Below are 24,415 nucleotides of genomic sequence, written 5' to 3'. Positions count from 1 at the left end.
CGTCATCACATCATCAATGCTGATATTCCAGAACAATACTCTGGATCAATCGCATCCGATGTTGAATAAAAATTGTATCAGTGAGACACAGAATTTCACTCAACGTTCCATTGACTATGACTAATAAGGAATTGCTATGCTCAACAAATCTTCGCTTATTTCAGCGGATCAAGCCTTACCAGGCCGTGCTACTCCCATCGAGTTTGAAGACAAACATTTTATCCATCATACCCCCCTAAGCAGCAAACCTAGCGCGGGACAAGAGCAATTACTGATTGGAATGGGCTGTTTTTGGGGAGCGGAACGTTTATTTTGGCGTTTAGACGGTGTCGTTTCTACTTCTGTCGGCTATGCTGGCGGCTTTACTCCAAACCCAACCTATCAAGAAGTTTGTACGGGTAAAACTGGCCATGCGGAAGTCGTCCGAGTGATCTACGATCCTAAGGTGTTACCCTTGAGAACACTGTTGCAAGCCTTCTGGGAAAATCACGATCCAACCCAAGGTATGCGCCAAGGCAATGATTTAGGAACTCAATATCGTTCTGTGATCTACACTTACACCGATGAACAGCAAACGCTAGCAGAGCAAAGCCGCGCAGAATATCAAGCTTTGCTAAACGAACACCATAAAACGGAGATCACCACCGAAATTACTCCTGCTGGCGCTTATTATTTTGCGGAAAGTTCTCACCAGCAATACCTCGCTAAAAACCCGCAAGGATATTGTGGCCTTGGTGGCACAGGGGTGTGCTTTTTGTGAGTAATAATCGAGCTCACTAATATAACGCTCGCTTCAGCAATATCAACGAAGCGAGCTGATTAATGGCTCATTAAATGATGAAAGAGCATTCTGTTATGATCAATTATTTAAGAACGAGCGTTATTTTTACTCTTTGCTATAGCCTCCCAATTTGCGCTATTGAGCTCAATCTGGGTCTACAATTAACCACCAACAACATTGATGTGCGCGACGAGTCCGATCAAAACATTGCACAAATGAATAATAAGCTCGCTCTTTCTCCAACGGTCTCTCTCTTATCAAAAGGCTATTATCTTTCAGAGCAAAGCTCGTTGGGCGTACAATTTCAACTGGATGGCAATCTCGTCAAAGTTAATCGACAAACGCTTCATCAAAACAATCAGCTAACCAATCTTGATACCAAAATATCTGGCTATGCGCTGTATGCGATGCCATTATTTTTTTACCATTTTAATCGCCACCAGCCAGAAAAATGGCAAGTAAAAACGGGGATTGGTATTGGGCTAGGTTATCTTAATCTGAGTGGTAATTATCAAATTACTCAGCCCCTACATCCCGAGTTTGGCGAGACAAAAAACATCAAACTTAGTGAGTTTGGTCAGGCGGTCGGGGTTTATTTAGAGATCAAAAAAGGCAAACATGCGTTCTTGCTCTATAATTTTAGTCCCTACGTCAATAACAGTAATTACCAATTTCAAGAACACAATGCGGTCCTTGCATACCGATACACCATCAACTTAAACCACTTATTTACTAAAACGGACTTACCATGATAAAAAAAATACTACTCACTCTATTGATCACCACTCATAGTCTCGTTGCGTCAGCACACAATCTAGTACTCGGTCAGCCACTCCCAGCCGTCGACGTCGCAAAATATGGCGAAGTGATATTGGAGGGTAAAGACACTCAGTTTGTACCATGGAGTAGCACTCAACTCCCAGGTAAGGTTCGAGTGATTCAAGCTATTGCTGGTCGAAGCGCCGCCAAGGAAATGAACGCCCCTCTCATGGCCGCCCTCACCGCAGCAGAGTTTCCTCGTGATGCATACCAAACTACAACGATCATTAATCAAAATGATGCGGTATGGGGAACGGGCTCGTTTGTAAAATCATCGGCTCAAAGCAGCAAAACCGATTTCCCTTGGTCGTCGATTGTCCTTGACCAAGCGGGTATCGTGGCACAAAGTTGGCAGTTACAAAACCGCTCATCAGCGATCATCGTGCTCGATAAACAGGGTATCGTGCAATTTGTCCAAGAAGGATCTTTAAATGACGATGCTATTCAAAACCTACTATCGCTCATTCAACAACAGCTAGAAAAATAACCTTAAGGCTTGCCAGACAAGAAGATTGTTATACTATAACAATCTTCTTGTTGTATTGGGTATAAGATGATGGTCAAACCACAGCCTTTACGTCTATCGACCAACACTGTCAGTATACTGGCCGTATTGTTGGTGCTGTGGCTCAATATCGCTGTGATAAATCATCAATTAGACATTCATCCAACTCAACATACCGATCATCATTGCCAACTGTTTTCCGTAATGAAACACGGCCTTGAGCATGCCACTCTGATCATCCCTATTTGGCCAGCACAGGGTTTTATACCAGCCATCGTTAGCCCATTTTGTTTGGTACTCGACTACATTACTTATGTAGCACGTTCACCACCAAAACGTTGAACCGTTCAATACATTAACCAACACAATATTTACTATCCCTATGTTATGGAATCAACACTATGCTAACTAAACCTTTGCTTGCCTTAAGTATTTCTGCCGTATTATCAACCGCCGCGTTTGCCCATCAAGAATTTCGTCAACACGATGCTCATGTTCATGGACAAGTTGAGCTTAACATCGCTCAAGATGGCACGGATTTGCTGATTGAGATCACTGCTCCGGGCGCAGATGTGGTGGGTTTTGAGCACGCACCACACAACGAAACCCAAGTTCAAGCACTTAATCGCGCATTAGATATCTTAGGACAAGCAGAATCACTGTTTACCTTAAGCTCGGCAGCGAAATGTCAATTGGAAGAAACCCATGTTAGCCACACCCTAAGTGGCGACAAAGATAACCATGATCATAGCGATCATGCTCATCATGATCACGGACATGATCATAAGCATGACCATGACCATGACCATGACCATCATAAGCATCACGATCACAAGCATCAACACGGTGAATTTACTGCGCAATATCACTATCAATGTGAAAATGTTGGCGCGCTCACTCAGATCAACACAGAATGGTTCGCCTTATTCCCAAGCACGGAAAAAATGCTGGTCAATTTACTCACCGAGCGTACACAAACTGCCGTTGAGCTGACCAAGCAACAAACTCGTCTGTCACTGTAAATGCATCAACCGATGTAAGCGTTCACGCCCCAATCGGGTAAGCCTGGCTTACCCGATTTTCCATCAAATAAGGATAAGTGATGAACAGCCAACCGCTGCCAAGCGCCACTCCCGTAATTGACCTTATCGATGTACAATTTCAGTGGCCAAATAATCCTCAACCGACCCTCCATATTGATGCTTTGAGCGTGCTTGCCAAGCAACATCTGTTTATAAAGGGGCCAAGTGGTTGTGGTAAATCGACCTTACTAAGCTTACTGACCGGAATTAATACCGCCACTCAAGGCCATGTCCACTTACTCGGTCATGACTTAGCTAAACTCAAATCTCGCCAACGAGATAAATTTCGCGCTGACAATATTGGTTATATTTTCCAACAATTTAACTTATTACCTTACTTATCAGTGATTGATAACGTCATCCTACCCTGTCAATTTTCAGCTCATCGCCGCGCGAACGTCTCTGGAGATATTCGCGAGCGAGCCAAACAGTTACTCGCTCAGTTGAAGCTCAGTGACACACTGCTTAATAAGCCGGTGACGGAATTAAGTATCGGTCAACAACAACGCGTCGCCGCGGCAAGGGCATTGATTGGCGATCCGCCACTACTGATTGCCGATGAGCCCACTTCCGCACTCGATTACGATAACCGCAGTGCCTTTATCGAACTGTTATTAGATGAAGCCAATCGTGTCGGCACAACCCTAGTTTTTGTTAGCCACGATCCAACTTTAGAGAAACTGTTTGAACGAAGTGTGTACTTACCTACTATTAATCAAGCACGAGGTGTTGCATGAGCGTAGTCACCAAGTTAGCGTGGAAAAGCTTACTGAATCGCAAAACTACCGCTTTATTAACCATTCTTACCGTAGCGATTTCCGTCATTTTATTAATGGGGGTTGAGCGCATTCGCACCCAAGCAAAGAGCAGTTTTGCTAATACCATTTCAGGTACCGATCTGATTGTCGGAGGGCGTTCAGGACAAGTGAATCTTCTGCTTTATTCGGTATTTCGGATTGGCAATGCGACCAATAATATTGATTGGAAAAGCTATCAAGAATTTAGCCAGCATCGCGCCGTAAAATGGGCTATCCCGATTTCACTGGGCGATTCGCACCGTGGTTTTCGTGTCATGGGCACCAACCATAACTACTTTGAACACTTTCGCTATGGAAGTAAGCAACCACTTACTTTTTCTCAAGGCAGAGAGTTTTCCGGCTTATTTGAGACTGTACTCGGTGCCGACGTCGCCAAACAACTCGGTTATCACTTAGGCAGTGAGATCATTATCGCTCATGGCATCAGCGATGTCGGCTTCAGTCGGCACGATAATCTGCCTTTTACTGTCGTCGGTATTTTAGCGCCAACCGGCACGCCGGTAGATAAAACCGTCCACGTCTCTCTTGAAGCCATTGAAGCTATCCATGTTGGCTGGGAGTCTGGGGCTAATTTAGGCAATACCCCGAGCAAAGAAGAGTTAAAGCAGCGCGAATTTGAACCGCAGCAAATCACGGCGATGCTACTCGGTTTGCATTCAAAAATTCAGACCTTTGCGCTACAAAGACAAATTAACCAATACCGAGCGGAACCATTAAGTGCCATTCTACCCGGTGTAGCACTGCATGAACTGTGGGGAATGATGTCCGTTGCAGAGCAAGCGTTAATGACGGTGTCGGTTTTTGTCGTTATTGCCGGGTTACTCGGCATGCTAAGTAGCTTACTGACTAGCCTACAAGAACGTCGTCGTGAAATGTCGATTTTACGTGCGATGGGGGCACAACCAAAACACATTTTTGCCTTACTGATCAGCGAAGCGAGTGTTTTAACCTTATTAGGCATTGTCACCGGTTTAATCGGCTTATATCTTGTTCTTGCGGTCGCTTCCCCTATCGTCGCGAGTCAATATGGTATTCAACTGCAACTCCAAGCCCTGACTCATTATGAGTGGCAACTGCTGGGCTATGTGCAAGTGGCTGGCACCATGATAGGCTTTATTCCTGCACTGCGTGCTTACCGTCAATCACTCAGTGATGGTATGACGATACGACTCTAGGAGAAACAATAAGATGTATAAATGGTTACTGAGCTTATTGGTGTCACTACTTACGGCGATAAGCTTTAACGTCTACGCCAATGGTGAACCGCTGCAATTAGACTGGATTGATCTCATTCCAGAAAATGAGCGCAACCAATTTAACGCGATGGGCATGCCGATGATCGATCACAACCTCGATCTACCCGCCCAACAAATCAAAGTGGGCAGTGTACGCAGTGAGCTCAATGGCAGTCAGGTAAAAATCCCAGGTTTTGTCATTCCTCTTGAGGGAGACGAAAACTCCATCACCGAGTTTTTACTGGTTCCCTATTTTGGGGCCTGTATTCATGTCCCACCACCGCCACCGAATCAGATCATTTACGTCAAGTACCCTCAAGGGGCTCCGATTCAACAGTTATGGGATGTGGTGTATGTGATAGGAACATTGAAAACCGAAGTGGTCAGTGCTGAGCTGGCGGAAACCGCCTATCTGATTGAAGGAACCGCGATCGAAGATTACGATGACATGTAACCATTTGTTAAATAATTGCTAACTCAAAGACCACCTTACTCGTTACATCATGTATTTGGCTAAATAACTTAATAACCCCAAATAGATCAAAAACAGTAAAGTGGTCGATAGATGCTTAAACCAGCGATTTTCTTTATCGTACTTCATTGCGTCAGTGTGCCCCCACAGTTGTTGATAACAATTTTAACAAGTTATTATCATTTATGATAGCGCAAATTTGTGCGCTATCACCAAGAGTTTCACTGGTTACCTTAGCCAATCCACGGTACATTTTAGAGTATGATTCAATGGTAAAATTTGGTAACCCATGGCTGAGCTGAAATCCTCGGTTGTGATTGAGCATCCAACCACAACCCATTCCAATACAGAGAAAAAATCCAGTTATCTAAAAGATAGCGCGAGTCGTATCTCATCGATTGCTCAGCAACATGGGTTAGATGCCTTATTACTGGATGAGAAGCCGCAAAAAACGCCGTTAGATAGAGCGTTAAAACGTGAGCGAGAGAGAAAAGAGCAGCGACAAAAAAATCTGGAGCAAATCGTACGTCTTGCACATCTCTCGTGTCATAACGAAACGGCGGGAGACCCTGACCAAGACTGGCTATACCGTTTCTTCGATATGGCGCAAGATATTCATAACTCATCAATGCAGCGTCTGTGGGCGCAAGTTCTGAAACGTGAAGTGACCAACCCAGGGTTTACTTCAATGAAAGCACTGAGTATTTTGCAAAACATGACTCCCAAAGAAGCGCAAATTTTACAACGTGCCGCCGGTTTGAGTTGCAGTTTCGGCAGCGATCCGAGTTTAAAATTACTGTTTGGTCTTAAAGTACAAAACAGTATTTTTAGTTTAGGCAAACGCAATATCACCTCAACATTAAATATTGGTAGTCACCAATTACCTTATTCCAGCTTACTGGTATTAATCGAACTTGGCTTACTGCATGCCACAGAATTAGAATCGGGGGCAATTGAATTTGATCCGCCGCTAACGCTAAGCTACCAAGGTAAACAGCTCACATTAAACGTCACTGCCAAAGGGGTGCACTTGCTGTACTATCGCTTCACTCCTACCGGCAATGAACTCTGCCGACTATTAGGCAATAAACCCAATAGTGGTTACTATGATCAACTGATCGCTCTGTTAGGACAAAAATTTATTGTCCATAGTGACGCCAGCAGTACCATTCATCACACGGTATAAATCGCACACATAAAAAAAGCCACTCATCAGGATGAATGGCTTTCACGATCAAAGGGTGAGTGGTATCGCTTTAACCAATAATCCCTCGTTGCTGTAACGCCACAATGCAGCGCTCAACCAATGCCTCGACCGGCTCTTCACCAGCGGGCAAATCAATCTCTGCCTCCAGCGGCGCTTCATACACCGAATCAATCCCAGTAAACTGAGTCAGTTCACCCGCTCGTGCTTTCTTATACAACCCTTTTGGATCACGCTGCTCACACACCGCTAAGTGAGTATTCACAAACACTTCCAAAAATTCACCTTCAGGCATTAATGCTCGAACTCGTTGCCTTTCAGCACGATGCGGTGAGATAAAAGCCGTTAACACAATCAATCCTGCATCGGCCATTAACTTGGCAAGCTCACCGATGCGGCGAATGTTCTCCCGGCGATCTTGCTCTGAAAAACCTAAATCTGCGCACAATCCGTGACGCACATTATCGCCATCCAATAAATAGGTATGGTAACCAAGCTCAGCAAGGCGTTGTTCTAGAGCTCCCGCAATGGTTGACTTTCCAGCTCCAGATAGCCCAGTGAACCACAATACCGCTGGGCGCTGTTGTTTCAATCGTGCTCGATGGGCTTTATCAACATGATGCTCATGCCAAACGATCGTCGGTTCAGTGACATTATCGATAGTGTGCATTATTGCCCCTTGAACTGGCTGAGATCTTTCGCATCCCAATGAGGGAAATGTTTTCGGACCAACGCATTAAATTCTAACTCAAAAGCCGACAATCCCGTTGCAGTTGGTAAATCTACGGCTTGCAGCGACTCGCGAATCAAACCCGCTCCGACCGTGACGTTAGTCAAACGATCAATAATAATAAAACCGCCAGTATCCGCACAATCTTGATAGTTATCCACCGCCAGTTGATGGGTAAAGCGCCATTGACAACGGGCAATACCATTCAGTGGTAGCTGTTCAGTATTGAAGGTGCTTAGCTGATTAATATCGTATTGATGCTCAATGTTGGTCACTCGACCCAGAGTTTTCTTACCTGCGATTTTAATGTCGTATTCACGATCAAGTTGTAGTGGCTGCTCTGTCATCCATACCACATCCGCGACGAGTTGCGAGGTTAGCGAAACATCAGCATCGGCCAACACTAACAGATCACCACGACTGATATCGATCTCATCTTGTAACGTCAAGGTGACCGCTTGTCCAGCATTGGCATGGCTTAAGTCTCCGTCAAAAGTAACAATCCGCGTAATCGCAGAGGTTTTTCCAGACGGTAACACTTTGACCTTATCACCAACATGAATTGTGCCCGCGGCAACCGTACCAGCAAAACCACGAAAATCTAAATGGGGACGATTGACATACTGAACGGGAAAACGAAAATCTGCGTTGAGACTCGGTGGCTTAATCTGCACGTTTTCTAGTCGCTCGAGCAGTGATTCACCTTGATACCAAGACATAAATTGGCTTTTCTCGACGACATTGTCACCTTCTAGCGCAGAGATAGGAATCAACTGAATAGCAATATCTTGGGCAAGATGCTTTGAAAAATCAGCGTATTGCTGAGCAATTTCTTCAAATCGCGCTTGGGAATAATCCACTAAATCCATCTTATTGATCGCGACGATAAAGTGTTTGATCCCCAATAAATGGGCAATAAACGAATGTCGGCGGGTTTGATCTAATACCCCTTTACGAGCATCAATCAAGATAATCGCTAAGTCGCAGGTCGACGCCCCGGTAGCCATATTACGCGTATACTGTTCATGCCCTGGGGTATCGGCAATGATAAATTTGCGTTTTTGAGTGGAAAAATAGCGATAAGCGACGTCGATAGTGATTCCTTGCTCACGCTCGGCTTGTAAGCCATCGACCAATAGCGCAAGATCGGGCCGCTCTCCGGTGGTTCCCACGCGCTGACTGTCCGAATGAACCGCGGCGAGCTGATCTTCATAGATCTGCTTAGAATCATGCAACAGACGACCAATTAACGTACTTTTTCCATCATCAACCGAGCCGCAGGTTAGAAAGCGTAATAATGATTTATGTTGATGTTGGCTGAGGTATCCTTCAATACCCAGCTCAGCAAGTTGAGCATGCACTGCACTGTTCATTTTCTTTCCTCAAATCCTTAGAAGTAACCCTGGCGTTTTTTCAGTTCCATCGATCCAGACTGATCGTGATCGATCGCCCGCCCCTGTCGCTCACTGGACGTTGCCACCAACATCTCTTCAATAATCCCGGTCAACGTATCGGCTTCAGATTCTACGGCTCCGGTTAGGGGATAGCAGCCGAGGGTTCTGAACCGAACTCGCTTGTATTGAACCTCTTCACCCGGTTGCAATGGCATCCGCTGATCATCGACCATAATTAACATGCCATTTCGTTCAACTACCGGGCGGACATCAGCAAGATACAGCGGCACAATATCGATGTTTTCTAGATAGATGTATTGCCAAATATCCAATTCCGTCCAGTTCGATAAAGGGAATACGCGAATACTTTCCCCTTTATTAATTTGCCCGTTATAGGTTTTCCATAGCTCTGGACGTTGGTTTTTCGGATCCCAAGTGTGGTTTTGATCTCGAAACGAATACACTCGCTCTTTAGCTCGGGATTTTTCTTCATCACGACGAGCACCACCAAAAGCGGCATCAAACCCATAATGGTTCAGCGCTTGTTTAAGCCCCTGAGTTTTCATGATGTCGGTGTGTTTCGAGGAGCCATGCACAAAAGGATTAATCCCCATCGCCAATCCTTCTGGGTTTTTATGTACCAAAAGCTCAAAGCCATACTTTTCAGCTGCCGCATCACGAAACTCGATCATCTCGCGAAATTTCCAATCCGTATCCACATGCAGTAAAGGAAAAGGAATTTTTCCCGGATAAAATGCTTTGCGAGCCAGATGCAACATCACGGAGGAGTCTTTACCTATCGAGTACATCATCACTGGGTTCGCAAATTCTGCTGCCACCTCGCGAAGAATATGAATACTCTCCGCCTCAAGCTGCTGTAAATGGGTTAAACGTTGTGGATCCATTCTGTCGGTTTCCTTTTCGCTGCCTCGTCATTGTCTCGAACAAGAAAATGGCAAGAGTAAAATAATCAATTAGGCATAGTGGTAGTGAGTGGGACGCTCAGTTTGCTCTCCAAACCAAGCCAATTTATCGGCTAACGCGACCACCTCACCAATCACAATTAAGGCCGGTGATTGCGCTTGAGTCGCTAATTGGGGTAAATCTTGCAAAACGCCTCGAAAGACTTTTTGGGCTTGTTGAGTACCGCGCTCGATGATCGCAATCGGCGTCGAGGCTTGACGTCCATGTAGGAGGAGTTGTTGCGTGATCATCGTGGCATTCATCAATCCCATATAGATGACTAAGGTTTGATGACCGCGCGCTAAGGTCGGCCACTCCATCTCATCAATGGTGTCATTTTTTAAGTGTCCGGTAATAAATAAAGCCGATTGTGCATAATCACGGTGGGTTAATGGAATACCAGCGTACGCGGTCGCTCCTGCTGCTGCAGTAATACCAGGGATCACTTGAAATGCGATGCCAGCATCCGCCAACACTTCCAACTCTTCACCACCACGACCAAACATAAAAGGATCACCGCCTTTGATCCTCACCACGCGATGACCCAATTGGGCAAAATCGACCAGCAGTTGATTGGTTTTTTCTTGTGGAACACTATGATGACCAGCCCGTTTCCCCACACAAACTAAAATGGTTGTGCTGGGGATCAGCGCCATAATGTCCTCTGAGACCAAATAGTCATAGAGCACAACATCCGCTTGTTGTAGATAATTGAGCGCTTTGACCGTCAGCAGTTCAGGATCGCCAGGACCGGCACCAATCAACGCCACTTCGCCGGCGCGCAATTGACTACGAGACAGGCGAGTATAAGGGCTCGATGTTGCCCCTCCATCCAATGCCACCAGCGTTGCCTGTTTGACCTTTGTGGTCGTAACGTGTTGAAAACCCGCCATCGTTGTCATCCTTAACTCAAATTGATGACGTCATTATGAGCGGTGGATGTTATTACTCGAAATTCTAAAATTTCATTTTTTATACTAAAAGCTGATAAGCAGTCACTCACCTGACTTTTAAGCGGTAAAAGACCCGGAATAACTCACACTTTGTGATGTTCAGTCCGACACATTGCATCACAATTTGTTACATTTGCAGCCATTGCCAATGAGGTAACTCAAACCGTACCCCAGATAATCAACAGGAAATTACCTATGCCATCAGTACATCACTCTTTATCCATCGCCGTGTTAACGGGTCTTTTAAGCATGGCAGGACCAGCAATGGCGGAAACACTCCAACTCAGGATTATTGAAACTACTGATATTCATACCAATTTAATGGATTATGATTACTACAAAGATATGCCATCCAAACAATTAGGGTTGGCTCGTGCGGCAAGCTTAGTCAAGCAAGCTCAGCAAGAAGTGACCAACTCGGTACTGGTCGATAACGGTGATTTACTGCAAGGTAGCCCTATGGGTGACTATATGGCGGCAAAAGGCATCACTCCAGGCGAGATTCACCCGGCTTATAAAGCAATGAATCAACTCGGCTACGATGTGGGCAATATTGGTAACCACGAGTTTAATTACGGTTTAGATTTTCTCCAGCAGGCGATCAAGGGAGCGGACTTTCCTTACATTAATGCCAATGTGTTTGATCAACACACTGGCAAGCACTATTTCCAACCCTATTTGATTAAAACCCATACTTTTACTGATCAAAGTGGTCAATCTCAAACCGTGAAGGTGGGTTACATTGGCTTTGTCCCTCCGCAGATCATGGTCTGGGATAAGAAAAATCTTGAAGGCAAAGTGTTTGCTAAAGACATTAAGCAAACCGCAGAAACGCTCATTCCACAAATGAAACAGCAAGGCGCCGAGGTGATCATCGCGATTCCTCATTCAGGGATCTCGACCGATCCTTATCAAGCTGGGGCGGAAAACTCGGTTTATTATCTCACCCAAGTCAAAGGTATTGATGCAATCGCCTTTGGACACTCACACGCGGTATTCCCAAGTGCAGACTATGCCAACTTACCAGGTGCTGATATTAATCAAGGTACTATCAATGGCATTCCTGCTGTGATGCCCGGTCGTTGGGGTAGCCATGTCGGCGTGATGGATTTAACCTTAAAAAATGAACATGGCCAATGGCAAGTGGTCAATGGACGTGCAGAAGCACGGCCAATTTTCGATCGTAAAACGCAACAAGCACTGGTGTCGGCAGATAAGAATATCGTCAAAGCCTTAACTAATGACCATCAAGCAACACGAGAGTTTGTCAATCAACCCATAGGTAAAGCCGATGATGTGATGTACAGCTTTTTAGCTCTAGTGCAAGATGACCCAACCATACAAATCGTCAACTTAGCCCAAAAAGATTATGTCGAGCGCTTTATTCAAGGCGATGCTAATCTGGCTGGATTACCCGTTTTATCAGCAGCTGCCCCTTTTAAAGTCGGGGGTCGTAAAGATGATCCTAATGGCTTCACTGAAGTCGAAGCTGGACAACTGACCTTCCGTAACGCGGCGGATCTTTATCTCTACCCTAACACACTGGTGGCGCTGAAAATGACCGGTAAAGAGGTCAAAGAGTGGTTAGAGTGCAGTGCTGGTCAATTTAATCAGATTGACCCACACAGTACAGAGCCACAAAGTCTGATTAATTGGCAGGGTTTCCGTACTTATAATTTTGATGTCATCGATGGGGTCAATTATCAAATTGATATCACTCAACCGGCAAAATACGACGGTGATTGTAAGCTAATCAATAAAGAGGCTGAGCGTATTGTCGGTTTAACTTATCAAGGTCAACCGCTGGATCTTAAGCAAACGTTTTTGGTTGCTACCAATAACTATCGCGCCTACAGTAATAAATTTGCTGGTACGGGCAGTGAGTTTGTTGCCTTTGATTCACCAGATGAAAACCGCACCGTGGTAGCAAGCTATATTTCGCGCATCAGCGCAGAAAAAGGCCACGTTACCCCTAGTGCTGATAACAATTGGTCATTTGCGCCTATCAAAACCAATGCTCGCTTAGATGTGCGTTTTGAAACCTCGCCTAGCGACAAGGCGGCACAATTTATTGAGGCCAAAGGCCAGTACCCCATGCAAAAAGTCGCTCGCGATCCACTCGGCTTTGCTATTTACCGGATTGATCTCACCCAATAAGTTTTTTATCGCTTACCCATGAACCGAATAATGAGGTTCATGGGTTTTGATGATGTTAACTGACCTTCAAGTTCGTCTCGTCTCACCACACAACATGACATTGCCAGTCGACGCTAAATAAAGCTATCTCTATCAGTATCAATAACGATGTCATTGAGCGAACGAAGCTAACCAATACCGCTACAATTTCAGGTAATATGGCGATATCAATTTCTTATTTCAATTGGACAGCCTGATATGTATGTCGAGTTTGAACAACAACTCTCAAGTGATGGATTTGAACCACATGAGATCAATCAATTAATTTCATGCAGCCAACCACTTGAACTACCGACGCGACATATTTTAATTCACCAAGGCGACATCCCCCAACAGATCTATTTCGTGTTAGAGGGCGTGTGTCATGCTTGCTATCTAACCGAGCAAGGTAAGTCGTTCAGTAAAGAATTTTATTGGGCTCAAGACTGGGTAATTGGTTTTGAAAGTCTCATCAAGCATCAAGCTTCTCCCTATTTATTAGAAACGTTAACCCCGGTGCGTTTAATTGAATTGCCGATCCACATCTTACATTCTTGGCGCGCAACTCGTCACTCTCTCTACCTCAAACTACTGGAAACTCAGTTGATGCATAAAGAAAATAAAGAACGCTTTATGCTGCTTTATAGCCCCGAAGAACGTTATCAACTTTTTAATGACCATTTTTCAGCCCTTAAAAAACAGTTGACCAATGGTCAGATTGCCGCCTACTTAGGGATCACTCCCATCAGCTTAAGTCGAATTAAAGCCCGCATAAACGCAAAAGCCAGCGATTAAACGCTGGCCTTGTCGCAACACCGCAGGGCGGCTTTATTTCAATAAACGAGCGCGAAATTGGCGGCCTTTCATTTTCCCGGTTTCCATTTTCTGCAACGCTCGTTTAGCCACCGACTTATGCACGGCAACATAAGCGCGCATCGGCAAAACATTAATCTTACCGACGAACTGGCCATCGATCCCATCATCACTGGTTAAAGCGCCTAAAATATCACCTGGACGAACTTTTTGTTTTTTACCACCATCGATCTGGATCGTCACCATATTCGCTTGATAAGGCGCGGCATTCTGTCCACTCATGTCTGGCAATTGAGCTGGCTCAATCGGCATATCCATGTATTCATCAATCATCGCCACGCGATGCATCTCATTGTCGCTAAAGAAACTGATCGCTAATCCTTGACTACCAGCGCGCCCCGTACGACCAATACGATGCACATGCACTTCAGGATCGCGGGACAACTCAAAGTTAAACACGGCATCTAAGTTATCGACATCCAGTCCACGAGCGGCCACATCGGTAGCGACCAAAATCGAGATACTTTTATTGGCAAACTGCACCAAGGCTTGGTCACGATCGCGCTGCTCTAAATCACCGTGTAGCTCAATCACACTGAACCCTTTATGCTTTAACTGCTCGGCAACATGAGTCACTTCCTTTTTGGTATTACAAAATACCACCGCTGATTCTGGTTGATGATGCAATAACAACTGGGCTAACGCTTTATCTCGCGCCTCCGCACCTTCAAGTTTATAAAAGTATTGTTTAATTGTGGTTGAGCTATGGGTAGATTCAACTTTAACCATTTCCGGATTACGCATGATCCGCTCAGCCACCTGCTTGATTTGTGCAGGAAAAGTGGCACTGAATAGTAAGGTTTGTCTGACTGTTGGCGCTTGAGCAATAATCGCATCTAATGCATCTTGAAAGCCCATCTCCAACATTCGATCTGCTTCATCGAGTACTAAAGTGTTCAGCTCGGAAAGATCAATCCGTCCTTTTTCAAGATGATCCAAAATACGTCCTGGTGTGCCAACCAGAATATGCGCGCCATGCTCTAATGAACCGATTTGCGGCCCCATCGGCATACCACCGCACAAGGTGAGAATTTTAATATTATGGATAGCGCGACCTAACGTACGGATTTCAGTCGCCACTTGATCGGCTAACTCACGAGTAGGACAGAGCACTAGCGCTTGCACGCGAAAGCGTTTGACATCAAGATTGGATAAAACGCCTAATCCAAAAGCGGCCGTTTTCCCTGAGCCTGTCTTTCCTTGGCCGATAACGTCCCTGCCCGCTAAAATGGTCGGTAAACTTAATGCCTGAATGGGAGTCATTTGGGTGTATCCCAACGTCTCAAGGTTAGAAAGTAGTTCAGGTTTTAGTGGTACGGTCGAAAATGCACAATTACTCAAGGGGCGTCCTTTGGTTAGACGAAATTAAACGTCTATTATCGTTATTTAACCTCGTGTGGCTAGTGAATCTTTAATGATCTATACCCAAACAACGTGGAGTTGCAGATGGGCGGCAAGTGAGTTCATCTCCATGAACATAGAAAGACTCTATGATTGGGGTGAACGAACGTAGCCAACACCCCGCAGCTTCAAGTAGAAAGGGGATAGCGGTGAAATTCTTCATCAATATTAACCTTTGTTAATGAATCCTGTTGTTAAGCTTGCTAGAGTCAAGTTTTCATTTTCAAAGGAAGCTCACGATGATCACTTGGCAATGCCTTCCCTTTACGGGTTTAACCACTCAACAATTGTATGAATTACTCAAACTGCGAGTGGATGTGTTTGTCGTCGAACAAGCCTGCGCTTATCCGGAACTCGATGATAAAGATATTCAGTCTGACGTATGGCATTTGTTAGGCTATCAAGATCAATCCTTGATTGCTTATGCAAGACTACTCGCTCCGGGAATCAGCTACCCTTCTGCAAGTATTGGCAGAGTCGCCACCCAACAACAAGCAAGGGGAAACGGCCTTGGACGTCAATTGCTAGATCAAGCATTGGTCGAGTGCCAACATCAATGGCCAGATAAGGACATAGAAATCGGTGCACAGCATTATCTAGAGAATTTTTATCAGAGCTATGGTTTCCAACCAACCTCTGCTGTCTACTTAGAAGATGGTATTCCTCACATCGATATGAAGCTGGTTAAGTAGCGTGTTTATCACTCTCGATTATTGACTGCGCCCAAAACCGCCATCCGATAATCGGAAAAACATCACTGACTGATTATTACGTTCTAACTGTAAAATATCCAGTTGCCCATCTGCGGCTAACTTAAAACGGATCCGTTGCCCTTGCTGTATTTGACTCAAGGGCTTATCACTACCTTCAATTCTCACTAACGCATTAAGATCAGCTAAGGGCAAGTTGTTGCTTCTAAACACCTGTGACAAAGTATCCCCTTGCTTAATAATATATTCTTGCCATACCTTTTCCTGAGGGGTCGCAGAGATAGTCACCGCTGTAGGTTGCTCGACGCTTTGTTCACTTAAACCTTGGGTATTAAGAGCAATCGAGACTCGAGTACTGGCTGGTGCGGGAGTACGAGTTGGAGCATCCTGTTTCGGTGAGGAAGGGAAAAATAACAACAAGATCACAACCGGAATCAAAACCATTAAGCCGCGTTGATGATAAACAGGCAGTTGCCCCCAAAGAAGCTTAAGACGTAACCAGATAGGATACTGAGCCAGCCGCTTAGCATAAGATCGCCAATCAATAGCCGCCCACTGATGCAACCATTGTTGTTTAATTTTCCCCAGAGAATGGGGCTGTTGCTTTTTTCTGTGTCGACGATTCATTTTTATCCGCCCTTCATTGACTTGGTACAGTATAAAAACTCATGCGCTAAGAGTATAGAGCATGACCCTGCTTCAACCAAAGGTTGACACAATCTTGAAGATTAAAGCTTGAAGTCTCGATCTGAATCACACCTTGGCACCTTTATAACATGAATCTTCGTCAAGCATTTCATCATAGCGCTGAAGCTGGTATTCTGTGGGCTTTCTTTTTGTGACAAAGAGTGACGTGTATGTCTGACGTAAAATTTGAAACCGTAGAACAAAAAGCCAGCTACGGTATTGGTCTACAAATGGGCCAACAACTAGCGGGCAGCGGCCTTGAAGGGCTAAATGTGGATGCCATTGCTGCTGGTATCGCGACAGCGCTTGTCGGTGATATGCCGGCAATTGAAATCGACGAAATTAACCAAGCCTTACAAGCGATGCATATGCGTGCTGAAGAAGCAATGCAAGCGGCCGCTAAAGTCGCTGCTGCAGAAGGTGAAACGTTCCTTAAAGATAATGCTCTACGCTCAGAAGTTACCGTGCTTGACTCAGGCTTACAGTATGAAGTGATCACTCAAGGTTCTGGTGAAATTCCGACGTCTGATAAATCTGTCCGTGTCCATTATCATGGTGAGCTGACGGATGGTACCGTTTTTGATAGTTCAGTTTCTCGTGGCCAGCCTGCAGAGTTCCCTGTAACTGGCGTTATTAAAGGCTGGGTCGAAGCCCTACAATTGATGCCTGTAGGCTCAAAGTGGAAACTGTATATTCCACATGATCTCGCATACGGTGAACGTGGCGCTGGCGCAGCAATTCCACCCTTTGCCGCACTCGTGTTTGAAGTAGAATTGCTCGATATTCTTTAATCATCATTAATACGCTATTCTATTGTTAAGCGGTGCAATGCACCGCTTTTTTTATACGAATTTTCTGAGATTAATCGCCAGAGATGAATCAGTCATCATAGGTTTGCTACACTGTTCAGACACATAACCTCTATTTACGACAAAAAGTGATCAATAGCATTTTAGGAGCCTATCCCCCCATGAACAAAACCTTATTCCGTACACTACTGATCTCAACGCTACTCAGTAGTACACCTAGCATGGCTTTTATCAAAATTGGTGGACAATCAAATCAAGACCTAGCCACATTAGTTGGTAGTGGCTTATTGGAAACCAAGCAACATACCACACTGATTAACCAAGTAAAAAGTCAACTTCCAATCTCAGACCAACAGGCTGGTGGTGGAATAGCAGCATTATTAGCCCTCGCCGAGAATCAATTAGCGGATCAACATCAAACTGAACTTAACGGATTAATCCCTAATCTTGAGCAACTCACTCAATTAGGCTTATCGACAACCGGTTTATCGCCAGCAAGGATGGCTAATCTCAGCGACGTTACTCATGTCTTTAACCAATTAGGTTTGGATGCCAATATGATCGGACAATTTACACCAATTATTATTCAGTATTTAACAAGTCAGGGCGCTGGAAGCAGTTTAGTTGGTGCGTTGCAAGGTCTCTGGAAATAACAACAAGAGAACGGTCCAATATTAAAGGACAAAGAAAATCCAAGCAGAGGATCGGAAGACAAGATTATGTTTGACGTGAGCTATAGATAAGATACCCCGATAGGGTAATAAAAAAGCCGAGCTAATGCTCGGCCTTTTATTCGCGAACTGATTACTCAGCAGCAGCTTCAACAGCTACTTCTGGGCGGTCAACAAGCTCAATGTAAGCCATTGGAGCTTTATCGCCAGCACGGAAACCACACTTAAGAATACGAGTGTAGCCACCTTGACGTGCAGCAAAACGTGGACCTAATTCGTTAAATAGTTTTGCAACAACTTCGTTATCACGAGTACGTGCAAATGCAAGACGACGGTTAGCAACACTGTCAGTCTTAGCTAGTGTAATCAAAGGCTCAACGACGCGACGCAGCTCTTTCGCTTTTGGCAAAGTAGTCTTGATAACTTCATGACGTACTAAAGAGCTAGCCATGTTGCTGAACATCGCTTTGCGATGACTGCTGTTGCGGTTGAGTTGACGACCACTCTTACGATGGCGCATGACCAAATCCTTCTAACTAATATCGATTAATCTTCAGCGATTGACGCTGGCGGCCAGTTTTCTAGGCGCATGCCCAGAGAAAGACCACGTGATGCAAGCACGTCTTTAATCTCAGTAAGAGATTTCTTACCAAGGTTAGGCGTTTTCAGTAGCTCAACCTCAGTGCGCTGTACTAGATCACCGATGTAGTGAATCGCTTCTGCTTTCAAACAGTTAGCAGAGCGAACTGTTAGTTCAAGATCGTCTACAGGACGCAGTAGGATCGGATCGAATTCTGGCTTCTCTTCCTTCTCCTCAGGAACGCGTACATCACGAAGATCTACGAACGCATCCAACTGTTCAGCAAGAATCGTTGCTGCACGGCGGATAGCTTCCTCAGGTTCTAGAGTACCGTTCGTTTCCATATCGATGACGAGTTTGTCTAAGTCTGTACGTTGCTCAACACGAGCAGCATCAACAGAGTAGGCAATTTTGTCTACTGGGCTGAATGTTGCGTCGACAAGCAAACGACCGATTGGACGTTCATCTTCTTCAGTATGAATACGAGCAGAAGCAGGAACATAACCACGTCCACGTTCTACTTTGATACGCATAGCGATCTCAGCGTTGTCATCAGTGAGATGACAAATAACGTGTTCAGGGTTTACGATCTCTACATCACCATCATGGGTGATGTCACCTGCAACCACAGGGCCCGAGCCTGATTTATTTAATGTAATGAACACTTCATCTTTATTTTCGCCTAAGCGAACAGCCAGTCCTTTCAGGTTAAGAAGAATCTCAAGGATATCTTCTTGTACACCTTCTTTGGTACTGTACTCATGAAGTACGCCTTCAATTTCTACCTCTGTTACGGCACAACCCGGCATAGATGATAAAAGAATTCGGCGAAGTGCATTACCAAGAGTATGGCCGAAACCACGCTCTAATGGCTCAAGAGTTACTTTTGCGTGTGTCGTGCTGACCTGTTCGATATCAACAAGACGTGGCTTAAGAAATTCTGTTACAGAACCCTGCATTGTGTCCTCTCTTTAGTTTAAACCTTACTTAGAGTAAAGCTCGACGATCAATTGTTCGTTGATGTCAGCAGATAGGTCTGAACGTTCAGGCTTACGCTTGAATGTACCTTCCATCTGGCTTGCATCTACTTCAATCCAAGTTGGTTTTTCGCGTTGTTCTGCAACTTCTAGAGCTGCTTTAATGCGAGATTGCTTTTTCGCTTTCTCACGGATTGCAACAACGTCGTTAGCCGCAACATTGAAAGAAGGTACGTTTACAACGCTACCGTTTACTAGGATAGCTTTATGGCTAACTAGCTGACGAGCTTCAGCGCGAGTCGCACCAAAACCCATACGGTAAACTACGTTGTCCAAACGGCCTTCAAGAAGCTGAAGTAAGTTTTCACCTGTGTTACCTTTTAGGCGAGCAGCTTCTTTGTAGTAGTTACGGAATTGTTTTTCTAGAACGCCATAGATACGACGAACTTTTTGCTTCTCACGAAGCTGAACGCCATACTCAGATAGACGACCGCGACGAGCGCCGTGTACACCTGGTGCGTTATCAATTTTACACTTGGTATCAATCGCACGAACGCCTGACTTAAGGAACAAGTCAGTACCTTCGCGGCGGCTAAGCTTCAGCTTAGGACCCAAATATCTTGCCATGATCTTTCTCCAATGTTCCCAGAAACGTTAAACGCGACGTTTCTTAGGTGGACGACAACCGTTATGAGGGATTGGTGTCGCATCAACGATGTTTGTGATACGGAAACCAGCAGCATTCAGTGCGCGAACTGTAGATTCACGACCTGGACCTGGACCCTTAACCATAACCTCTAGGTTCTTTAGGCCATATTCTTTAGCCATTTCAGCACAACGTTCAGCAGCAACCTGTGCAGCAAACGGTGTTGATTTACGAGAACCGCGGAAACCTGAACCACCAGCAGTAGCCCAAGCTAATGCGTTACCTTGACGGTCAGTGATGGTTACGATTGTGTTGTTGAAAGATGCGTGGATATGCGCTACGCCATCAGCAACTTGCTTGCGTACACGCTTACGTGCGCGAGTTGGTTGTTTAGCCATTGTACTCTACCCTTCCCGATTATTTCTTGATCGGCTTACGCGGACCCTTGCGGGTGCGAGCGTTGGTTTTAGTACGCTGTCCACGTAGTGGTAGACTGCGACGATGACGAAGACCACGGTAACAACCAAGGTCCATAAGACGCTTGATGTTCATGGAAACTTCACGACGAAGATCACCCTCTACAGTGTATTTAGCTACACCATCACGCAGTTGATCGATCTGCTCTTCAGTTAGTTCACTGATCTTAACACTTTCAGCAATACCCACGTCAGCTAGGATAGCTTTTGAACGGGTTTTACCGATGCCGTAGATTGCAGTTAATGCGATCACAGCATGCTTTTGATCAGGAATGTTAATGCCTGCTATACGGGCCACTATTCACTCCTAGTACTTTCTATAAAAGAATTATCCGCAGCAAAGCCCGTCGAGGATACGCTGCGGGATACTACTTCTTTTGCACGCAAAAGGTAGGCCGAGAAATATACTCGACCACCCTTTAATTTTCAAGTAAAAATTTCTGCTTATTAGCCTTGGCGCTGCTTGTGCTTTGGCTCACTGCAAATCACGCGAACGACACCGTTACGCTTGATAACTTTACAGTTACGGCAGATTTTTTTAACGGAAGCACGAACTTTCATTGCTAAACTCCGTAAATCTAACTTAAATGGCGACCGTATTAGCGGCCATAGCCTTTTAAATTTGCCTTTTTCAACACAGAGTCATATTGATTTGACATCAAATGAGTCTGTACCTGTGCCATAAAGTCCATAATAACCACTACTACAATCAGTAATGATGTACCGCCGAAGTAGAAACGTACGTTCCACGCGACCATCATGAACTCAGGGATCAGACAGATAAAGGTAATGTATAACGCACCGGCTAGGGTTAAACGAGTCATTACTTTATCAATGTATCTTGCTGTCTGTTCGCCTGGGCGGATACCGGGTACGAATGCACCTGACTTCTTCAGGTTATCAGCTGTTTCACGTGGGTTGAAAACCAACGCCGTATAAAAGAAACAGAAGAAAATAATCGCTGCGGCATAAAGCATTACATACAATGGTTGACCAGGGCTAAGCGCTAATGATACGTCGGTTAACCAACCGAACCATTGGCTCTCACCATTTTGACCAAACCACTGAGCGAGTGTTCCTGGGAACAAAATAATGCTTGATGCAAAAATTGCAGGTATAACACCAGCCATATTGATTTTTAATGGCAAGTGAGTACTTTGCGCTGCAAAAACTTTACGACCTTGTTGACGTTTTGCGTAGTTAACAACGATACGACGTTGACCACGCTCCATGAAAACAACAAAGTAGATAACAGCAAAAGCTAATACCGCAATCAACAACAGAAGAAGCACATGCAGTTCACCTTGACGCGCTTGCTCGATAGTATGTCCTATTGCCGATGGCAATCCAGCAACAATACCTGCAAATATAAGAATGGAGATACCATTCCCAATCCCTCGCTCTGTAATCTGTTCACCTAACCACATCAAAAACATGGTACCGGTTACTAAACTCACGGTCGCAATCAGGGTAAACATGGTTTGGTCAATAACAACCAGATTGTTGACCATGTTTGGTAGGCCTGTTGCAATACCTATCGCTTGGAATGTTGCAAGTACAAGCGTGCCGTAGCGTGTATATTGGCTTATCTTACGACGGCCTGCTTCACCCTCTTTTTTGAGCTCGGCTAACGCTGGATGAACTACAGTTAGCAACTGGACAACAATTGACGCCGAAATATACGGCATGATGCCCAGTGCTAATATAGATGCACGCTCAAGAGCACCACCAGAGAACATGTTAAACATTTCTATGATGGTACCTTTTTGCTGTTCGAACAAATCGGCAAGTACAGCAGCGTCAATACCAGGAATCGGCACAAAAGAGCCCGCTCGGAATACTAAAAGTGCACCAATTACGAATAATAAGCGCGACTTTAACTCACCTAAGCCGCTCTGAGCACTACGAAAATCTTGTCCTGGTTTCTTAGCCATCTGTACCTCAATCCTCGAGATTATTCCTCGATTTTACCGCCTGCAGCTTCGATTGCAGCTTTAGCGCCTTTAGTCACGCGTAGACCTTTAACAGTCACTGCTTTATTGATCTCGCCAGAAAGAACAACTTTAACGAATTCAATATTCTTCGTTACAAGGTTTGCTGCTTTCAAGCTGTTTAGATCAATAACATCACCCGTTACTTTCGCTAGCTCAGCTAGACGAATTTCAGCAGTCACAAGGCTCTTACGAGAAGTGAAACCGAATTTAGGTAGACGTTGTTTCAGAGGCATCTGACCGCCTTCAAAACCTGGACGAACACCGCCGCCAGAACGTGACTTTTGACCTTTGTGACCACGGCCACCAGTTTTACCAAGGCCAGAACCGATACCACGACCTAAACGCTTCTTAGAAGGCTTAGAACCCGCAGCCGGCGATAGAGTATTCAAATGCATTCTGATTACTCCTCAACTTTAACCATGTAGTAAACCTTGTTGATCATACCGCGTACACACGGTGTATCTTCAAGTTCTACTGTATGGTTGATTTTACGAAGACCTAAACCGCGCAAAGTAGCTTTATGCTTTGGTAGGCGACCAATTGAGCTTTTAGTTTGAGTTACTTTAATCGTTGCCATGTGTTCTTACTCCGAAATCGCTTCAACAGTTAGACCACGTTTAGCTGCAACCATTTCTGGTGACTTAACATCTACTAGAGCATCGATCGTAGCACGAACGATGTTGATAGGGTTCGTAGAACCGTATGCTTTAGATAGAACGTTATGTACACCGGCAACTTCAAGTACAGCACGCATCGCACCACCGGCGATAACACCTGTACCTTCTGCAGCTGGCTGCATGTAAACTTTAGAGCCCGAGTGGCGACCTTTCACTGGATGGTGAAGAGTGCCTTCGTTAAGTGCGATAGTAAACATGTTACGACGCGCTTTTTCCATTGCTTTTTGAATCGCTGCAGGTACTTCACGTGCTTTGCCGTAACCGAAACCTACACGACCATTACCGTCACCAACAACTGTTAGTGCAGTGAAGCTCATGATTCGACCACCTTTAACCGTTTTAGAAACACGGTTAACTGCGATTAATTTTTCTTGCAAATCATTCGCTTGAACTTGTTGTTCTTTAGCCATCTTCCAACCCTACCTTAGAATTTCAGACCAGCTTCGCGAGCAGATTCTGCTAGCGCGGCTACTCGACCGTGGTATTGGAAACCAGAACGATCAAACGCAACTGACGATACGCCTTTTTCAAGCGCACGCTCAGCAACAGTTTTACCTACTGCTTTTGCTGCATCGATGTTACCAGTATTCTTCACTTGCTCACGGATCGCTTTTTCTACAGTAGAAGCTGCGGCGATAACCTCAGAGCCATTAGCTGCAATCACTTGAGCGTACACGTGACGAGGAGTACGGTGTACTACTAGGCGAGTTGCACCCAGTTCTGCAATCTTACGACGTGCGCGTGTAGCACGACGGATGCGAGATGCTTTCTTATCCATAGTGT

Annotated in this window: 30 protein-coding genes and 1 pseudogene; 14 read left to right on the top strand and 17 right to left on the bottom strand. The window is 45.0% G+C overall.

All coding sequences use genetic code 11. The features are described from left to right. Positions 1-136: 136 nt before the first annotated feature. The 9 genes from msrA to FKN88_RS13105 all read left to right on the top strand — a co-directional run bounded on the left by msrA (position 137) and on the right by FKN88_RS13105 (position 6,898). On the top strand, positions 137-760 hold the full coding sequence (gene msrA / locus FKN88_RS13145; RefSeq protein WP_154170045.1) for a peptide-methionine (S)-S-oxide reductase MsrA: 624 nt from the start codon (positions 137-139) through the stop codon (positions 758-760). Between the two features lie 95 nt (positions 761-855). Then, on the top strand, positions 856-1,533 hold the full coding sequence (locus FKN88_RS13140; RefSeq protein WP_154170043.1) for a hypothetical protein: 678 nt from the start codon (positions 856-858) through the stop codon (positions 1,531-1,533). Beyond that, positions 1,530-2,087 (top strand): YtfJ family protein, encoded by a 558-nt coding sequence (locus FKN88_RS13135; RefSeq protein ID WP_154170041.1) that lies wholly within the window; start codon positions 1,530-1,532, stop codon positions 2,085-2,087. Before FKN88_RS13140 ends, FKN88_RS13135 begins: the two co-directional genes overlap by 4 nt. A gap of 66 nt (positions 2,088-2,153) precedes the next feature. Continuing rightward, positions 2,154-2,447: a DUF2607 family protein gene (locus FKN88_RS13130; RefSeq protein ID WP_233268182.1), complete on the top strand. Its 294-nt coding sequence runs from the start codon at positions 2,154-2,156 to the stop codon at positions 2,445-2,447. Positions 2,448-2,506: 59 nt separating this feature from the next. Continuing rightward, positions 2,507-3,127, top strand: a complete 621-nt coding sequence (locus tag FKN88_RS13125) for a DUF2796 domain-containing protein (RefSeq protein ID WP_154170038.1) — start codon at positions 2,507-2,509, stop codon at positions 3,125-3,127. A gap of 80 nt (positions 3,128-3,207) precedes the next feature. Then, positions 3,208-3,924, top strand: coding sequence for an ABC transporter ATP-binding protein (locus FKN88_RS13120; protein WP_154170036.1), 717 nt, complete (start codon positions 3,208-3,210; stop codon positions 3,922-3,924). Beyond that, a complete protein-coding gene (locus FKN88_RS13115; protein ID WP_154170034.1) occupies positions 3,921-5,180 on the top strand; it encodes an FtsX-like permease family protein in 1,260 nt (419 codons plus the stop codon). The genes FKN88_RS13120 and FKN88_RS13115 overlap by 4 nt, the downstream gene beginning before the upstream one ends. Before the next feature lie 13 nt (positions 5,181-5,193). Then, complete coding sequence (locus tag FKN88_RS13110) at positions 5,194-5,694, top strand: DUF3299 domain-containing protein (RefSeq protein ID WP_154170032.1); 501 nt, start codon at positions 5,194-5,196, stop codon at positions 5,692-5,694. Between the two features lie 307 nt (positions 5,695-6,001). Beyond that, a complete protein-coding gene (locus FKN88_RS13105) occupies positions 6,002-6,898 on the top strand; it encodes a TIGR03899 family protein (protein ID WP_154170030.1) in 897 nt (298 codons plus the stop codon). A gap of 70 nt (positions 6,899-6,968) precedes the next feature. Here FKN88_RS13105 and cysC read toward each other — a convergent pair whose 3' ends face one another. The 4 genes and pseudogenes from cysC to cobA all read right to left on the bottom strand — a co-directional run bounded on the left by cysC (position 6,969) and on the right by cobA (position 10,896). Then, positions 6,969-7,586 carry an adenylyl-sulfate kinase gene (gene cysC, locus FKN88_RS13100; protein WP_154170028.1) on the bottom strand — a complete coding sequence of 206 codons (618 nt, stop codon included), beginning with the start codon at positions 7,584-7,586 and terminating at the stop codon, positions 6,969-6,971. Then, positions 7,586-9,019 carry a sulfate adenylyltransferase subunit CysN gene (gene cysN, locus FKN88_RS13095; protein ID WP_154170026.1) on the bottom strand — a complete coding sequence of 478 codons (1,434 nt, stop codon included), beginning with the start codon at positions 9,017-9,019 and terminating at the stop codon, positions 7,586-7,588. Before cysN ends, cysC begins: the two co-directional genes overlap by 1 nt. A gap of 17 nt (positions 9,020-9,036) precedes the next feature. Beyond that, a pseudogene (gene cysD / locus FKN88_RS13090) lies at positions 9,037-9,948 on the bottom strand (sulfate adenylyltransferase subunit CysD); the annotation flags it as partial. 66 nt (positions 9,949-10,014) lie between these two features. Continuing rightward, on the bottom strand, positions 10,015-10,896 hold the full coding sequence (gene cobA, locus FKN88_RS13085) for a uroporphyrinogen-III C-methyltransferase (RefSeq protein ID WP_040903987.1): 882 nt from the start codon (positions 10,894-10,896) through the stop codon (positions 10,015-10,017). 255 nt (positions 10,897-11,151) lie between these two features. On the opposite strand from cobA, the gene cpdB reads away from it, so the two are divergent. Beyond that, positions 11,152-13,113 (top strand): 2',3'-cyclic-nucleotide 2'-phosphodiesterase, encoded by a 1,962-nt coding sequence (gene cpdB, locus FKN88_RS13080; protein ID WP_306687535.1) that lies wholly within the window; start codon positions 11,152-11,154, stop codon positions 13,111-13,113. Positions 13,114-13,350: 237 nt separating this feature from the next. After that, the gene (locus FKN88_RS13075) at positions 13,351-13,926 is read left to right on the top strand and encodes a Crp/Fnr family transcriptional regulator (protein ID WP_040903982.1); all 576 of its coding nucleotides are present in this window, start codon (positions 13,351-13,353) and stop codon (positions 13,924-13,926) included. Between the two features lie 33 nt (positions 13,927-13,959). Here FKN88_RS13075 and dbpA read toward each other — a convergent pair whose 3' ends face one another. Further along, positions 13,960-15,345 carry an ATP-dependent RNA helicase DbpA gene (gene dbpA, locus FKN88_RS13070; protein ID WP_158144645.1) on the bottom strand — a complete coding sequence of 462 codons (1,386 nt, stop codon included), beginning with the start codon at positions 15,343-15,345 and terminating at the stop codon, positions 13,960-13,962. A gap of 299 nt (positions 15,346-15,644) precedes the next feature. Here dbpA and FKN88_RS13065 point away from each other — a divergent pair, with 299 nt between their 5' ends. Continuing rightward, positions 15,645-16,097, top strand: coding sequence for a GNAT family N-acetyltransferase (locus FKN88_RS13065; RefSeq protein WP_040903979.1), 453 nt, complete (start codon positions 15,645-15,647; stop codon positions 16,095-16,097). An 18-nt stretch (positions 16,098-16,115) separates the two neighbouring features. Here FKN88_RS13065 and FKN88_RS13060 read toward each other — a convergent pair whose 3' ends face one another. Next, positions 16,116-16,742, bottom strand: a complete 627-nt coding sequence (locus FKN88_RS13060) for a LysM-like peptidoglycan-binding domain-containing protein (RefSeq protein WP_004394552.1) — start codon at positions 16,740-16,742, stop codon at positions 16,116-16,118. A 230-nt stretch (positions 16,743-16,972) separates the two neighbouring features. On the opposite strand from FKN88_RS13060, the gene FKN88_RS13055 reads away from it, so the two are divergent. Next, complete coding sequence (locus FKN88_RS13055; RefSeq protein ID WP_072670429.1) at positions 16,973-17,593, top strand: FKBP-type peptidyl-prolyl cis-trans isomerase; 621 nt, start codon at positions 16,973-16,975, stop codon at positions 17,591-17,593. Positions 17,594-17,772: 179 nt separating this feature from the next. Further along, the gene (locus tag FKN88_RS13050) at positions 17,773-18,264 is read left to right on the top strand and encodes a DUF2780 domain-containing protein (RefSeq protein ID WP_154170020.1); all 492 of its coding nucleotides are present in this window, start codon (positions 17,773-17,775) and stop codon (positions 18,262-18,264) included. Positions 18,265-18,415: 151 nt separating this feature from the next. Here FKN88_RS13050 and rplQ read toward each other — a convergent pair whose 3' ends face one another. From rplQ to rplR, 11 genes are all read right to left on the bottom strand, one after another. Continuing rightward, positions 18,416-18,802: a 50S ribosomal protein L17 gene (rplQ, locus tag FKN88_RS13045; RefSeq protein WP_001216361.1), complete on the bottom strand. Its 387-nt coding sequence runs from the start codon at positions 18,800-18,802 to the stop codon at positions 18,416-18,418. 26 nt (positions 18,803-18,828) lie between these two features. After that, positions 18,829-19,821 (bottom strand): DNA-directed RNA polymerase subunit alpha, encoded by a 993-nt coding sequence (locus FKN88_RS13040; protein ID WP_004394549.1) that lies wholly within the window; start codon positions 19,819-19,821, stop codon positions 18,829-18,831. A 24-nt stretch (positions 19,822-19,845) separates the two neighbouring features. Beyond that, entirely contained in the window at positions 19,846-20,466 is a 621-nt protein-coding gene (gene rpsD / locus FKN88_RS13035; RefSeq protein ID WP_040903976.1) for a 30S ribosomal protein S4, read from the bottom strand. A 27-nt stretch (positions 20,467-20,493) separates the two neighbouring features. Continuing rightward, on the bottom strand, positions 20,494-20,883 hold the full coding sequence (gene rpsK / locus FKN88_RS13030) for a 30S ribosomal protein S11 (RefSeq protein WP_001118870.1): 390 nt from the start codon (positions 20,881-20,883) through the stop codon (positions 20,494-20,496). A gap of 19 nt (positions 20,884-20,902) precedes the next feature. Continuing rightward, the gene (gene rpsM, locus FKN88_RS13025; RefSeq protein WP_004394544.1) at positions 20,903-21,259 is read right to left on the bottom strand and encodes a 30S ribosomal protein S13; all 357 of its coding nucleotides are present in this window, start codon (positions 21,257-21,259) and stop codon (positions 20,903-20,905) included. A 149-nt stretch (positions 21,260-21,408) separates the two neighbouring features. Then, positions 21,409-21,522 carry a 50S ribosomal protein L36 gene (gene rpmJ, locus FKN88_RS13020; RefSeq protein ID WP_000868186.1) on the bottom strand — a complete coding sequence of 38 codons (114 nt, stop codon included), beginning with the start codon at positions 21,520-21,522 and terminating at the stop codon, positions 21,409-21,411. Positions 21,523-21,560: 38 nt separating this feature from the next. Beyond that, positions 21,561-22,895, bottom strand: a complete 1,335-nt coding sequence (gene secY / locus FKN88_RS13015) for a preprotein translocase subunit SecY (RefSeq protein ID WP_004394541.1) — start codon at positions 22,893-22,895, stop codon at positions 21,561-21,563. A gap of 20 nt (positions 22,896-22,915) precedes the next feature. Beyond that, entirely contained in the window at positions 22,916-23,350 is a 435-nt protein-coding gene (gene rplO / locus FKN88_RS13010) for a 50S ribosomal protein L15 (RefSeq protein ID WP_004394540.1), read from the bottom strand. Positions 23,351-23,355: 5 nt separating this feature from the next. Continuing rightward, positions 23,356-23,532, bottom strand: a complete 177-nt coding sequence (gene rpmD, locus FKN88_RS13005; RefSeq protein WP_000201159.1) for a 50S ribosomal protein L30 — start codon at positions 23,530-23,532, stop codon at positions 23,356-23,358. Between the two features lie 6 nt (positions 23,533-23,538). Continuing rightward, positions 23,539-24,042, bottom strand: coding sequence for a 30S ribosomal protein S5 (gene rpsE / locus FKN88_RS13000; protein ID WP_004394539.1), 504 nt, complete (start codon positions 24,040-24,042; stop codon positions 23,539-23,541). A gap of 14 nt (positions 24,043-24,056) precedes the next feature. Then, positions 24,057-24,410, bottom strand: coding sequence for a 50S ribosomal protein L18 (gene rplR / locus FKN88_RS12995; RefSeq protein WP_004394538.1), 354 nt, complete (start codon positions 24,408-24,410; stop codon positions 24,057-24,059). Positions 24,411-24,415: the final 5 nt, after the last annotated feature.

This window comes from Vibrio sp. 2017_1457_13 (genome assembly GCF_030851525.1).
Taxonomy (GTDB): Bacteria; Pseudomonadota; Gammaproteobacteria; order Enterobacterales; family Vibrionaceae; genus Vibrio; species Vibrio metschnikovii.
This window is presented reverse-complemented; position numbering and strand designations above follow the sequence as displayed.